Raw genomic sequence first — 14,540 nt, 5'->3', positions numbered from 1 at the left:
GGCCGTTTCAGCATTTCATGAGTTGACTTATCGTAAGAAGAAGTGTGAAGTTCACTAGGCGTTGGGTACTCGGAGCTGGACGTAGAATCATTCTATTTAAAGTGATCAACAACAAATTATTTTATACATTCATAAACAATGAAAAAAGCCGCCAGAAACGTTTTCTGTACGGCTAACATTAATTATTCTATTTACTATAGTATGGTTTCAAACTTATGAAAGAAACGCGTTGTCTCAGTCGCGACTTTATATCGTTTTTCTGGAAGCAAATAAACGATTTCCGTGTCTGCTTGGTTACTTTCTTGTACCTTCTTATAGAGTTCAAACTGCTCTGGGGAATCATTGCCGAGAACATGAATTATTTTGATAGGAATGGAGGATTTCATTTGTAATTCTTTCATTTCATCGTACGTTGTCTCTAAATCATCTTGACTAGTTCCAAATGCCTTTGATACACCCTTTATAAAAGGTTGATAAAATACTTTTCGCTCGCGTTCCTTCTTCCATTTATGCTTTAAGGATAAACATGGATTTAGCATAACAACAGAACGGATATTTAATGATAAAGATTCCATAAGCTGTAAAGCAACTAAAGCTCCTTTACCTTCAGCAAAAATATGGATTCTCTCATTTAAAATTTCGCTTTTCATCGTTAAATGATAAAGCGACTTAGCAAGCCCTGCTGCTTTCTTACTCCCCCAATGCTCACCATATAGATTTGACGAAAACCCTGTATAACCTTCTTGCTGTAATTGATCTATAATTTGTAATCTACCTGGATGACGTAACCAATAACTATCATCTTTTTTAACATAATGGTGATGATCTCCAATAATGAGTACCGAAAACCCACTCGGCTTCTGCGGATAATATATAATATTCCATTGTCCATCATATTGAAAGCTTCGCAGCATCATTGGCCAATCCTTTCTATTAATTCTCTTCTATTAATTATATGTATTAAGTAGAAAATGTTAAGGAAATCTGTCCAAAACAAGCGCACAAAAATTACAATATGAGACAAACTTCCCGTATTTGTTTTCATAATCTTAAACTACCGTACTGTAAAATTCAATAAAATTAAGGAAAAAAGTGGGGATTAACAATGCCTGTATCTTACATATCGCCTATGTTTTTATGCTATACTAAAAAGGTGTTACTCTTGTTTCTTTCTTTTGTCTGAATAATAAATACTTTCTCTAAATATCAACTTGAAAGTATTAAAAGACATTTCCTAAGTATAAAGAAATATGGTAATATATAATGTATTGACGAACTTAAAGAGGTGAAGAACATGCGTTATTTAGTGACGTTTTTTTGGGTGTTCTTATTATTACAAATGATCGTTTATGTAGTAAGCTCTATGAACGGTGTTGCTTATAGTTTCCAAATGGGTCTAGTTTTATCTGTACCTATTACGATTTTAATTTGCATCGTACCAATGCTGCTTCCTGATGATCCTGTAGAACAACATCATTAATTCGTAACACTTTAGTTATTTGTTGCAAGGCAACTAGTAATTGAAGCTAATAGCAGAGATAGAAAGAGGCAAGCTTATGCTATGCCTCTTTTGTCCTTTTATTACACTTGTTTCAATAGAGACTAAAACAATTGCTTCCTATTTATCCCTATTTAATATTCACCACTAATTGATCATTTTCTACTGTTACATTGGCAGTCATATTTTCAACTGCACCTTTAGCTATCAATTGCCGTGCTAAAACTGTTTCAACATGTTTTTGAATATAACGTTTTAAAGGGCGTGCCCCGTAAATTGGATCATACGCTGCGTTTGCAATAAATGCTTTTGCATCATCGCTCAACACCACTTTAATTGAACGCTGTGCCAAACGTTGTTGCAAATCATTCATAAGCAAATCAACAATTTTCGTTACTTCATTTATAGATAATGGTTTGAACATAATAATATCATCAATACGGTTCAAGAATTCAGGTCGGAAGTGCATTTTCAGATCTGTCATAACTGCGCTTCGTGCTTCTTCACTTATTCCTTCAGTTGTTGCACCTTCAATCAAGTGAGCTGAGCCGATATTAGACGTCATTATTATCACTGTATTTTTGAAATCAACAACTCTACCATGTGAATCGGTAATTCGTCCGTCGTCAAGAATTTGCAGTAGTAGATTAAATACATCCCGATGTGCTTTCTCTACTTCATCTAACAAAATAACGGAGTAAGGTTGACGTCGAACCGCTTCCGTTAATTGGCCCCCTTCTTCAAAACCAACATATCCTGGAGGTGCTCCAATTAAGCGTGAAACGGAGTGTTTCTCCATATATTCACTCATATCAATCCTAATCATATGATCTTCACTGTCAAAGAGCGATTCTGCTAAAGCTTTTACCAATTCTGTTTTACCTACCCCAGTCGGACCCATGAATAGGAACGAACCAATCGGTTTGCTTGGATCTTTAATTCCTGCACGAGCACGAAGAACTGCGTCCGAAACAATTTGAACCGCTTCATCTTGCCCAACAACCCGTTCATGTAAAACACTTTCAAGGCGCAATAATTTTTCCCGCTCTCCTTCCATAATACGAGTTACAGGAACACCGGTCCATCTAGCAACAATAGAAGAAATTTCTTCTTCTGTTACTTCCTCGCGAAGAAGTTTATTGTCATTTTGTTTATTATTAACAGTTTCTTCAAGTGCTACTAATTCTTTCTCTAATGCTGGGATTTTACCATGTCTAAGCTCTGCAGCTTTGTTCAAATCATAGTTATTCTCAGCATCTTCTAATTGACGTTTTAAGGTTTCTAGCAACTCTCGCTTTTGTTGAATATTTTGTAAACCAGTTTTTTCAAGTTCCCATTGCGATTTCATATTATTCGCTTCTTCTTTCATATTCGCAAGTTCTTCTTGAAGAGCTTCTAAACGCTTTTTACTTTGTTCATCGTCTTCCTTCTTTAAAGCAGCTTCTTCGATTTCTAACTGCATAACTTTTCTCGTTAATTCATCTAACTCTGTTGGCATAGAATCTATTTCTGTACGTATCATCGCACAAGCTTCATCAACTAAATCAATTGCTTTATCTGGAAGAAATCGTTCCGTAATATAACGGTCTGATAGTGTTGCTGCTGCTACTAGTGCACGGTCATGAATACGCACACCATGATGCACTTCGAAGCGCTCTTTTAATCCTCGCAAAATAGAAATTGTATCTTCTACATCCGGCTCTTTAACCAAAACTTGTTGGAAACGACGTTCAAGTGCTGGGTCCTTCTCAATATATTGACGGTATTCATCAAGCGTTGTAGCCCCAATACAATGTAATTCTCCACGAGCCAGCATTGGTTTAAGCATATTTCCTGCATCTAACGCTCCATCCGTTCTCCCTGCTCCAACAATTGTATGGAGTTCATCAATAAATAAAAGTATTTTCCCATCACTTTTCTTTACTTCATTCAAAACTGCTTTCAAACGTTCCTCAAATTCCCCGCGAAATTTAGCACCCGCTACTAGTGAACTCATATCAAGCGCAAAAATGGTTTTATCTTTAAGTCCTTCCGGAACATCTTTACGCACAATACGTTGGGCTAATCCTTCTACGATGGCTGTTTTTCCCACACCTGGTTCTCCGATTAACACAGGATTGTTTTTCGTTTTCCGAGATAAAATACGAATCACATTACGAATTTCTGAATCACGTCCGATTACCGGATCCAATTTACCATTTCGCACTTCCTCTACAAGATCACGTCCATATTTCTTTAATGCTTCATACGTGTTTTCGGGATTAGCACTAGTCACTCTTTGGTTCCCCCTTATTTCCTTTATCGTTTCTAATACTTTATTGTACTTCAATGAAAATTGCCGATTAACGACCTTTATCTCTGCCGCAGAACTCGAGAAAAAAGCGAGTAATAAGTGTTCGATAGATAAGTACTCGTCCTCTAGCTTTTCAACTTCTTTCCACGCATGATCAATCGCTTCTTGAAGCCTCTGAGAAATATATAATTGCACATTCCCCGATACTTGTGGCTGCTGTGCTAAAAATTGTTTAAGTTTATTAGTAAATGCTTGCTGGTCTACTTTTTGAGCTTCTAATACTCGAAGTAACATGAAATCTTCTTGATCAACCATCGTTACAAGTAAATGGGCAATCTTTAATTCCTGTTGATGTTGACTTTGCGCCAATTGTTGAGCGCCTAGAAAGACTTGCTGAACTCTTTCGGTCATCTTATTAAGATCCATTCCAATCCCTCCAAATATATAACCTTTTTCCTATATACCCCTATTCAAGAAAACTAACAGCAAGATTATTTTGACCTTTTTTGACCTTTGATTATATTATACATTGTTTATACTATATGTAAAGCCATCCTAGCTTTAGGATGGCTACAATTTTTCGAAATTATTTCATGCTTAAGGCTTCCTTTGATATGTCCAATGGCGATTACCATTAGATGTTTCCGGGAAAGAATCGCCCGCTTTTAAATGTATTTTCTTTGGTTCCTTTACCATACTTCCTGTCTCACCAATCTCAACATAATAGCCATTATTAGGTGCTTTTTGCCCATGTTTAAAATGACGTGATTGACCCATATTTGCTAACCTCCTTTTGTTAGTAAATGCCCTCATATTATCCCCAAGATTTTTTAAATCAATGAACGTTTCTATTTTTAACAGCTATTTCCTCGAAAAGTGGTATACCTCATAATAAAAAAGCAGTGTAAATCACCAATAGATGATTTACACTGCTTTTATTATTATGCCATTAAATCAACAAGCAATGCTTTTTGAGCATGAAGTCGATTACCTGCTTGATGGAACACAACTGAATTTGGTCCATCAATAATTTCTGCTGATACTTCTTCCTCTCGGTGTGCTGGTAAACAATGCATATAAATATAATCCGATTTTGCTCCTTGAACAAGTGAGTTATTAACTTGATATCCTTCAAAATCTGCAAGGCGCTTTTGATTTTCTGCTTCTTGCCCCATACTCGTCCAAACATCACCATATATGATATCAGCATCTTTTACGGCTACATTTGGATCTGTTGTTACTTCTATGATAGATCCCGTTTCTTTTGCGATGTTTTGTGCTTTTGCGATAATATCACTGTTTGCTTCATAACCTGTTGGTGCAGCAATTGCAAAATTCATTCCAACTTTCGCACATGCAACCATTAAAGAATGTGCTACGTTGTTTCCATCTCCAACGTACGCCATTTTCAAACCTTTTAACTCTCCTTTAATTTCCTGGATTGTTAATAAATCTGCTAATGCCTGACATGGATGAGATAAATCTGTTAACCCATTAATGACAGGTATAGATGCATATTTAGCAAGTTCTTCTACCTTCTCATGCTCAAACGTACGTATCATAATACCATCTACATATTCAGATAGTACTTGAGCAGTATCACCGATTGTTTCACCACGACCAATTTGAAGATCTTTATTAGAAAGGAAAAGAGCGTGACCTCCTAATTGAAGCATCCCCACTTCAAAAGATACACGAGTACGTGTTGAAGACTTTTCAAAAATCATAGCTAATGTTTTGCCTGTAAGAGGCGCATATGCTTCCCCACTTTTAAACTTCTTTTTAATATCTGTTGCTAGATGTAATAGCTCAAGTACTTGTTCACTTGATACTCCTTCAAATGATAAGAAATCTTTGCTATTTAATATCTTTTGTTGTGCCGATGTACTTACAATTGTCATATTGCCACACCTTTCACTAATTTTTCATACCATCCTTCTAACGATACAATTGGTGTTTCAGCATTTGTTGCCGCTGCAACATAAGCTTCGAACGTTTCAATGCTTGTAAATGTCAACAAGCGATATTTAGCTGCTTTAATCCGATCTGTTTTTTCCTCTTCAGCTAATGATAGCAATACTTTTCCTTTTCTACTCTTTAGCCACTCATCCAGAGCAACATCTGAAACTGGTATTAACCCTACGTGAGACATGCTCTTAAGCAAATCTTCTGAAAGAGTCACGGACGGGGCAACGTAAACTTCATTACCATGTGAGCGAATACTTTTCTCTAAGAATTCAAAAGCTTTCGCTAAAGCTTCTTCTCTTGTCTCACCGATGGCAATACCTTCACCTGTTGATTTCATTTCCGGACCTAACTTACTATCTAACCCACTTAACGCAAATGTTGAGAATACAGGATATTTCACAACATAATACGGTAATTCTTCCAGTAAACCAACTTTATTGACTAACTTCGACAATGAATATTTCCCGAGTAATATTTTTGTCGCAATTTGCACCATCTGTACATTAGCTACTTTACTGATGATTGGAATTGTACGACTTGCTCTTGGATTTACTTCAAGAACGTATACATCTTCGTCTGAAATAACATATTGAATATTCATTAATCCTTTGTAGTTTAAGTGCTGTACAATTTGTTTGGCATACTTTACAATTTTGTCCTTTACCTTAGGTGAAAGTGTTTGTGACGGAAGATAAGCCATACTATCTCCTGAATGAATACCTGCTTTTTCAATATGTTCAGCAAGTGTTGGAATGCAAATTTCATTTCCATCTGCAACTAAGTCCACTTCTGCTTCTTTACCTGGTAAATATTTATCGATTAGAAGAGGATACAATTTATTCTTTGTTCCTGCTTCTAGCTCTTCTCTACTATTATATATATCCATACCTGCTCCACCGATGACATAGGAAGGACGAACAAGCACTGGGAATGTTAGTTTATCAGCCCAGTCCATTAGTTCAGCTTGGTTCTTTGCAATAGCACCTGGAACATGCGGAATATTTAAAACTTCAAGTAAATTATAGAATCGTTCACGATCTTCTAATTGATCGACGATATCAAAAGAAGTACCTAATAAGTTAATGCCAGCTTGTTCTAACTCTTGAGCTAAGTTAATGGACGTTTGACCACCAAATTGAACAATTACATCTTCAATTTCCTCAGCGTCAATAACATTCAACACATATTCAAGTGTTAGTGGCTCAAAGTATAATTTATCTGCAGTAGCGAAGTCTGTACTAACCGTTTCAGGGTTATTATTAATCATAATGCTTTCAACATCTTCACTTTGAAGTGCGAATACACTATGCACAGAACAATAGTCAAACTCAATACCTTGCCCAATTCGAATTGGGCCACTGCCTATGATTAACACTTTCTTACGAGTAGATGGTACTTGCTCATTTTCACCATTATAAGAGCTATAATAATAGCTCGTTGATGAAGCGAATTCAGCGGCGCATGTATCTACCATTTTATAAGCAGCGACAATACCTAGGCTTTTTCTTTTTGCACGAACATCACTTTCAGTAACATTCCACGTTTTAGCTAAATAATCATCAGAGAATCCCATTTCTTTCAAATCTGCTAATTCATCTTCTGATATAGTTGCTAAATTACGCGTATCAATGAATTTTTCTGTTTGAATAAGCTTTTGAAATACATGTAAAAAGAAAAAGTCTATCTTCGTAGCATCATGTATGTCTTCAATTGGCATTCCTTTTCTGATTAACTCTAACAAAATAAAGAATCGTTCATCATTACCAGCATTCATTTCTTCCATTAATTCAGTGACCGACAAGCTGTCCAAACGATGAAGTTTCAAGCCAACATTCTTACTTTCGAGTGAAGAAACAGCTTTTTGTATGGCACTCTCGATATTTCGATCAATCGCCATTACTTCACCTGTTGCTTTCATTTGTGTTCCTAGCTTACGATTCGCTTGTGGAAACTTATCAAATGGCCAACGCGGGAATTTCACAACTACGTAGTCAAGCGCTGGTTCAAAGCTAGAATACGTACTTTTCGTTACCGGGTTCTTAATCTCTGATAGCTGATAACCTACTGCTAATTTAGCAGCGAGACGAGCAATCGGATAGCCTGTTGCTTTAGAAGCAAGAGCTGAAGAACGGCTTACCCTTGGGTTCACTTCGATTAAGTAATATTGTTTACTTTTAGGGTCCAATGCAAATTGAATATTACAACCACCTATGATACCTAATGCTGAAATAATCTTAATCGAAGCGCCTCTTAGCATTTGATATTCTTCGTCTGTTAAAGTTTGAGATGGCGCAACTACAATAGAATCTCCCGTATGAATACCAACCGGATCAATGTTCTCCATGTTACACACTGTAATACATGTACCTGAACTATCACGCATTACTTCATATTCAACTTCTTTATATCCCGCAATGCTTTTCTCTATTAAACATTGTGTAATCGGACTTTCCTGTAATCCGCCACGTACTAATTCTTTAAATGTTTCGATATCTGCTGCAATTCCTCCACCAGTGCCACCTAGCGTATAAGCTGGACGAACAATGATTGGGAAACCAATCTCTTCAGAAAAAGCAATCGCTTCTTCCAAAGTGTGTACAATTGTACTATCTGGAACCGGCTCATTGATTTCAAACATGAGCTGGCGGAATAATTCACGATCTTCACCTTTCTTAATTGATTCAATTGGTGTTCCTAACAGCTTTACATTATATTGATTTAATACACCAGCTTCATCTAATTCATATGCTAAATTCAGTCCTGTTTGACCACCAAGTGTTGCTAATAAACCATCAGGACGTTCTTTTGCGATAATTTTTGTAATTGCTTCTTTCGTTAATGGCTCAAAGTATACAATATCGGCATTTGTTTCATCGGTCATAATCGTAGCAGGGTTATTGTTGATTAAGATAACTTTATACCCTTCTTCTTTTAAAGCTAGACAAGCCTGCGTACCACCATAGTCGAACTCTGCCGCTTGACCGATAACAATTGGACCTGAACCAATAACAAGTATAGATTGAATGGACGTATCTTTAGGCATACACTTTTTCTCTCCCGCTAGTACTTTTCATATTTTGTAAGAATTCATCAAATATTACAGCACTTTCTGCTGGTCCTGGATTTGCTTCTGGATGGAATTGCGTTGTAATGATTGGCAATGTTTTATGCTGTACCCCTTCAATTGATCCATCATTTACTTGCTTGAAACGCACCAGTAATTCTGTGTTCATTAAACTTTCTTCATCCACAACATAGCTATGATTTTGAGAAGTCATGAACACTGATTTATTCATTATATCTGCCACAGGTTGATTAGCTCCTCTATGGCCAAATAATAGTTTCTTCGTTTTTCCGCCGAATGCTAATGATATAAGTTGATGACCAAGACAAATTCCCATCGTTGGATAACTTGATACAATAGCCTTGATTTCCGATATATAAGGCAGCATCTCAACTGGATCTCCAGGACCATTAGATAGTAAAATACCATCTGGCTTTAATGCATGTACTTGTTCAGATGTAGTATTATAAGGAACTACTGTTACTTTACAATCCTTCTCCAATAAATACGTTAAAATTGATTTCTTATAGCCAAAATCCATCATAACGATATGTTTACTACCTTCTCCGTAAACTTCCATTTCTTCTTGTGAAACAAGAGGTACAAGAGACTCTGCTTGATAACTTTGTTTAGTTACATTGAAATCAGAAGTCGCATTTATATAAGCTAGCATTGAGCCGTTTGTACGAATTCGTTTTACTACTGCACGTGTATCAACGTTTCCTAACATGGGAATATCCCATTTATTCAAATACTCTACAATCGACATTTCGGCATCATAATGTGAGTAGTGCATATCTCCGCGATGAACAATTACACCTGCAACATGAGGTTTGATACTTTCAAAATCACCTTTGTTAATTCCATAGTTCCCGATCAATGGATATGTGAACACTACGATTTGATCTTTATATGAAGGATCTGTTAGTACTTCTTGATACCCTGTCATTCCTGTGAAGAATACCATCTCTCCAGCAACAACTTTTTTCGGTTGATTAGTAAGCCATTTTCCAGTAAACACTTCACCGTTTTGCAAATGCAAATAGCCTTTCATATTCTCACCTCTATTGATGAATATTTATTTAAATTTTAGAATTTTTATTCATATTCACCAAAAAATTTTCAGCCTTATACGGCTGGTGTAGGTACTTTCTTCAATAATTCACTGATTTTCTCTACTGCAATATCAATTTCTTCATTCGTTACAGTAAGTGGTGGTAAAAGTCTCATAACGTGTGGTGCTGAAGTTAACACAAGTAATTGTTCTTTTTGTAATTCAAGCACTAATGGACTTGCATCGCCTTTTAAATCAATGCCAACCATTAACCCAAGTCCTCTTACTTCATTCACAAGTTCCACATCACTCAATGCTGATTTTAACTTACTTCTTAAAATCTCACCTTTGACAACTACTTCCTGTAAGAAATCCTTTTGGAAACAATCGTCTAATACGGCAATCGCAGCAGCAGTACTGATTGGATTTCCGCCGAAAGTAGAACCGTGCGTTCCTGCACCAAAATGTTCTATTAATGCTGATTTCCCAAGCATTGCACCAATTGGTAGGCCATTCCCTAATCCTTTTGCACAAGTTACAATATCTGGTTGGAAAGCAAAGTTTTGAAATGCGAACGGCTTTCCAGTTCGACCGATTCCTGTTTGAACTTCGTCAATAATTATTAATGCACCAACGTTCTTCGCTACTTCTTGAACTGTTTTCAAGAAAGTTTCCGTTGCGGGATTAATGCCACCTTCACCTTGAATAATTTCAAACATAATTGCCGCTGTGTTCTCATCGACCGCAGTTTTCACTTCTTCTTCATTATTAAACGTAATATATTCGAAAGCATCTAGCATTGGACCAAAACCGATTCGTACTTTCTCTTGTCCTGTTGCTCCCATCGTTGCAAATGTACGGCCGTGAAATGATTGAATACAAGATACAATTTTCTTTCTTCCTGTTGCTTTCTTTGCTAGTTTAATAGCTGCTTCATTTGCCTCTGCCCCGCTATTACAAAAGAATACGGCATCTAATCCAGACGCTCCAGCCAATTTTGAAGCCAGTACTTCTTGATTTGGTTGTTGAAATAAGTTAGATGTGTGCCAATATTGATTTAATTGTTTTTCAACAGCCTCTTTCACTTTACTATTGCAATGTCCTAGATTTAAAACGCCAATCCCAGTTGTGAAATCTAGGTACTTCTGTCCGTCTGTAGCAAATAGCCAACTACCTTCACCTTTTTCAGGTGTAATGTTCCATCTTGCATATGTTGGAAATACATTACTCATCATTAAACCCTCACTTTCTCCACAAATGACGTTCCCACCCATTTTCCATTTTCAAAGAAATGCTCTTTACCACTTACTATTCGTACATTCTCAATACCTGTTTGCAATGTTTTAAGAGCTGTCTTAACCTTCGGAATCATACCACCATAGATTACTTTCTCTTCGATTAGCTGTTCTGCTTCATCTAAAGTCATATGCTCTACTAACGATCCATTTTCTAAAACACCTTTTACGTCTGTGATAAACACACAACTTTCAGCATTCAATGCTTTTGCAACTGCTCCAGCAGCCATATCGGCATTCACATTTAATGTTTTTCCATCATTGGAAAGTGCTAAAGGTGTTAGAACCGGTACAAGATTTAAGGAGAGAATATTCATTATTAAATCGCTGTTAACCGTTGTGATTTCACCCACTTCACCTAAAGCAGATCGGTCTATATAGTCCCCTTGTAATAACCCGGCATCGTTTCCATGAAGTCCGATTGCAGAAAAACCATACTTTTGTAATAAAGACACCAACGTCCTATTGGTTTTTCCTGATAAAACTAGTTCAACTACATCTAATACATCCTTGGTCGTTCTTCTCAGACCATTGTGAAACTCTGGTACGATTTGCAATGCGTCTAACATTTCATTAATGTCAGGGCCACCACCATGAACAAAGACAAGCTTATATCCTTCCGCCTGTAAATCTTTTAAACTTGTAAAGAAGGATTCATGCAATTCATTTAAAATGCTTCCTCCTAACTTTATAAGTAGAATCTTCATAATGTGCCTCCCTACGAGCGATAACTACCATTGATTTTGACGTAATCATATGTTAAGTCACAGCCCCAAGCTGTACCCTTTGCTTCGCCTTCATTTAATACCGCATTGATTACTACTTCTTCTTGTTCTAAATACGCTTTCGCATCTTCTTCTGAAAAATCAACTGGCGTACTATTTTGTAGAACAACAATATCGCCAAAACTAATCGTTACATCTTCTGGATTAAATGTGGCACCTGCACGTCCCATAGCAGCAATTACACGTCCCCAGTTCGCATCTGCTCCAAAAATAGCTGTTTTCACTAAGCTTGACCCTACTACTGTTTTAGCTAATGCTCTAGCATCACTAATTGACTGTGCCCCTTCCACATTTACTTCAATTAACTTCGTTGCCCCTTCACCATCTCTAGCAATTTTCTTCGCTAAATCTTTACAAGTAAGTGCAATTAACTGGACGAATGTATCCCAACCTTCGTGACCTGGTGCCAATTCATCAGAATTACTTTGTCCATTTGCTAGTAAAATGACCATATCATTTGTAGAAGTATCACCATCTACTGTAATTTGATTAAAAGTAGAATCGATACATTGCGATAATGCCAATTGTAAATTCTCAGATGAAACATTCGCATCACATGTTAAAAAGCCTAGCATTGTACCCATATTTGGATGAATCATTCCTGATCCTTTTGCCGCTCCTCCTACAGTTACTGTTACCCCATTGATTTCTGCTTGAAATGCACAATGCTTTTGGAAAGTATCTGTTGTTAAGATAGCTTTTTCAAAGTCAGCCGCACATTCTGAACTATCTAGAAACTCAATTTGATCAATACCTGCTTTGATTTTATCCATGTTCAATAGTTGACCAATTACACCCGTAGATGCTACAGCAACTTGTGTATTCTCAATTCCAAGCTTCTTCGCTGTCGCATTTCTCATCTCATATGCATCAAGCATACCTTGTTCTCCAGTTGCCGCATTTGCGTTACCACTATTAACAATAATCGCTTGGATTTGTGCTCCTTGAGACATCGTATCTTTCGTTACTTTAATTGGGGCCGCTTGTGTAATCGATTTCGTGTAAACTGCAGCAGCATTTGCTAAGTTGTCGGATACAATAATGCCCAAATCTTTCTTGTTATTACGTATACCCGTATGATAACCGCCTGTTTTGTAACCTTTCGCACATAAAATATTACCCTCTTGAATTTCTTTGATATTGTCATTAACTGTCGTTATATTCATTTTCATCACAAGCAGGTTTATGGATATTGCGGTACTTGTTTCAGGCCAGCTGTTTGTTCATAGCCACTTAAAATATTTGCATTTTGTACCGCTTGCCCTGCCGCTCCTTTCACCAAATTATCTATTACAGCAACAATTGTTACTCTTCTTGTTCTTTCATTCATACTCACACCAATATCGCAAAAATTAGATCCAGCAACTTGCTTCGTACATGGATACTGTCCTTCTAGCATAATCCTCACGAATGGATGATTTTGATACGTTTCTTTATATAAATCTATCAATTGCTTTGTTGTCACGTTTTCCTTTAATTGAACATATGTTGTCGTCATAATTCCTTTAATCATTGGAACTAAATGCGTATTAAATTCGACTGTTGTGATATCATCCTGCCATTTGTGCAACTGCTGCTCTATTTCTGGAATATGCTGATGCTGATGAACCTTATATATTTTGAAATTTTCATTCAACTCGCTATACATCGTATTTAATGATGGTGATCTTCCCGCACCTGATACACCAGATTTTGCGTCAATAATAATGCTATTAGGTTTACACCAGTTCATCTGACACAATGGTGCCAGACTTAGCAATGCTGCCGTTGGATAACAGCCTGGATTTGCGATTACTTGTGCGCCTTTAATGTGATCCTCATTCCATTCACTAAGTCCGTATACGGCTTTTGACAGTGTATCCATCGAAGCTGCTTCTTTTTGATACCAATGTTTATAAGTTTCTGGATCTTCAAGCCTTAGATCACCAGATAAATCGACCACTTTAACGCCAGCTTCGATAAACTGTGGTGTTAATTCAGTCGATACCCCTGCTGGAGTCGCTAAAAAAACAATCGAGCCTTTCTTGGCAATTTCAATCGGATCAATTGGCTCTAATACTTGATTTATATGCATGAGATGTGGATTTTCCTCATGTATATATTGACCCGCCTTCGATGATGAATGAAGTGACACTATATTAAAATGCGGATGATTATCTAAAATTCGAATTAACTCTAATCCGCTATATCCTGTTGCGCCTATTATTGAAACATTCATTTAAATCTCCCCCCTGAAAGATAACGTAAACTCCCTATCCGTTTACAATGGATGTATTTAGCATCAATAGTATCAATTTAAATATTTGAATATTCTTACAACGAATATCATTTTCCTGTATTATGTCGAGCAAACAATTCTTATCTTTTATATTTACATTATTATAAGTGTGAATAAAAATAAATGCAATTGAATTTTTATAAATTTTTCATTTTTCAAAACAAAATGTATTTTTGTCCTATTAATCATAAAAGAGGCAAAATATCAATAAACATCAACCTTTTTATATTTTTATTCACTAAATCATTATTACATTATTGTAAAAATGAATGTATATTTTATGTGTATTATACATTGTATTATTC

Annotated in this window: 11 protein-coding genes; 1 reads left to right on the top strand and 10 read right to left on the bottom strand. The window is 36.4% G+C overall.

Translation table 11 applies throughout. The annotated features are described in order from the left end of the window. Positions 1-194 precede the first annotated feature (194 nt). Positions 195-917: a hydrolase gene (locus tag V7014_RS10995; RefSeq protein ID WP_335507040.1), complete on the bottom strand. Its 723-nt coding sequence runs from the start codon at positions 915-917 to the stop codon at positions 195-197. A 377-nt stretch (positions 918-1,294) separates the two neighbouring features. On the opposite strand from V7014_RS10995, the gene V7014_RS10990 reads away from it, so the two are divergent. Beyond that, positions 1,295-1,480: a YjzD family protein gene (locus V7014_RS10990; RefSeq protein WP_335507038.1), complete on the top strand. Its 186-nt coding sequence runs from the start codon at positions 1,295-1,297 to the stop codon at positions 1,478-1,480. A 148-nt stretch (positions 1,481-1,628) separates the two neighbouring features. Here V7014_RS10990 and clpB read toward each other — a convergent pair whose 3' ends face one another. The 9 genes from clpB to argC form a co-directional block, all read right to left on the bottom strand. Next, complete coding sequence (clpB, locus tag V7014_RS10985; protein ID WP_335507036.1) at positions 1,629-4,217, bottom strand: ATP-dependent chaperone ClpB; 2,589 nt, start codon at positions 4,215-4,217, stop codon at positions 1,629-1,631. A 171-nt stretch (positions 4,218-4,388) separates the two neighbouring features. After that, on the bottom strand, positions 4,389-4,568 hold the full coding sequence (locus V7014_RS10980) for a YjzC family protein (protein ID WP_205061861.1): 180 nt from the start codon (positions 4,566-4,568) through the stop codon (positions 4,389-4,391). A gap of 164 nt (positions 4,569-4,732) precedes the next feature. Beyond that, entirely contained in the window at positions 4,733-5,692 is a 960-nt protein-coding gene (argF, locus tag V7014_RS10975) for an ornithine carbamoyltransferase (protein WP_335507032.1), read from the bottom strand. Continuing rightward, positions 5,689-8,802, bottom strand: coding sequence for a carbamoyl phosphate synthase large subunit (locus V7014_RS10970; RefSeq protein WP_335507031.1), 3,114 nt, complete (start codon positions 8,800-8,802; stop codon positions 5,689-5,691). The genes argF and V7014_RS10970 overlap by 4 nt, the downstream gene beginning before the upstream one ends. Continuing rightward, the gene (locus V7014_RS10965) at positions 8,795-9,877 is read right to left on the bottom strand and encodes a carbamoyl phosphate synthase small subunit (protein WP_335507029.1); all 1,083 of its coding nucleotides are present in this window, start codon (positions 9,875-9,877) and stop codon (positions 8,795-8,797) included. Before V7014_RS10965 ends, V7014_RS10970 begins: the two co-directional genes overlap by 8 nt. Before the next feature lie 74 nt (positions 9,878-9,951). Beyond that, positions 9,952-11,109 (bottom strand): acetylornithine transaminase, encoded by a 1,158-nt coding sequence (locus V7014_RS10960; RefSeq protein ID WP_335507027.1) that lies wholly within the window; start codon positions 11,107-11,109, stop codon positions 9,952-9,954. Between the two features lie 2 nt (positions 11,110-11,111). Continuing rightward, positions 11,112-11,879 carry an acetylglutamate kinase gene (argB, locus tag V7014_RS10955; RefSeq protein WP_335507025.1) on the bottom strand — a complete coding sequence of 256 codons (768 nt, stop codon included), beginning with the start codon at positions 11,877-11,879 and terminating at the stop codon, positions 11,112-11,114. Between the two features lie 11 nt (positions 11,880-11,890). Beyond that, positions 11,891-13,123, bottom strand: a complete 1,233-nt coding sequence (gene argJ, locus V7014_RS10950; RefSeq protein ID WP_335507053.1) for a bifunctional glutamate N-acetyltransferase/amino-acid acetyltransferase ArgJ — start codon at positions 13,121-13,123, stop codon at positions 11,891-11,893. Between the two features lie 17 nt (positions 13,124-13,140). Beyond that, positions 13,141-14,175: an N-acetyl-gamma-glutamyl-phosphate reductase gene (gene argC, locus V7014_RS10945; protein WP_335507024.1), complete on the bottom strand. Its 1,035-nt coding sequence runs from the start codon at positions 14,173-14,175 to the stop codon at positions 13,141-13,143. Positions 14,176-14,540 lie beyond the last annotated feature (365 nt).

This window comes from Bacillus sp. JJ722, assembly GCF_036963345.1.
Classification (GTDB): Bacteria; Bacillota; Bacilli; order Bacillales; family DSM-1321; genus Bacillus_AD.
The sequence above is the reverse complement of the archived record's forward strand: the minus strand, read 5'-3'. Positions and strand labels throughout refer to the sequence as shown.

Coding starts and splice junctions, on each gene's coding strand:
- V7014_RS10995 (WP_335507040.1), bottom strand. CDS start 917: ATGATGCTGCGAAGCTTTCAATATGATGGACAATGGAATATTATATAT.
- V7014_RS10990 (WP_335507038.1), top strand. CDS start 1,295: ATGCGTTATTTAGTGACGTTTTTTTGGGTGTTCTTATTATTACAAATG.
- clpB (WP_335507036.1), bottom strand. CDS start 4,217: ATGGATCTTAATAAGATGACCGAAAGAGTTCAGCAAGTCTTTCTAGGC.
- V7014_RS10980 (WP_205061861.1), bottom strand. CDS start 4,568: ATGGGTCAATCACGTCATTTTAAACATGGGCAAAAAGCACCTAATAAT.
- argF (WP_335507032.1), bottom strand. CDS start 5,692: ATGACAATTGTAAGTACATCGGCACAACAAAAGATATTAAATAGCAAA.
- V7014_RS10970 (WP_335507031.1), bottom strand. CDS start 8,802: ATGCCTAAAGATACGTCCATTCAATCTATACTTGTTATTGGTTCAGGT.
- V7014_RS10965 (WP_335507029.1), bottom strand. CDS start 9,877: ATGAAAGGCTATTTGCATTTGCAAAACGGTGAAGTGTTTACTGGAAAA.
- V7014_RS10960 (WP_335507027.1), bottom strand. CDS start 11,109: ATGAGTAATGTATTTCCAACATATGCAAGATGGAACATTACACCTGAA.
- argB (WP_335507025.1), bottom strand. CDS start 11,879: ATGAAGATTCTACTTATAAAGTTAGGAGGAAGCATTTTAAATGAATTG.
- argJ (WP_335507053.1), bottom strand. CDS start 13,123: ATGAATATAACGACAGTTAATGACAATATCAAAGAAATTCAAGAGGGT.
- argC (WP_335507024.1), bottom strand. CDS start 14,175: ATGAATGTTTCAATAATAGGCGCAACAGGATATAGCGGATTAGAGTTA.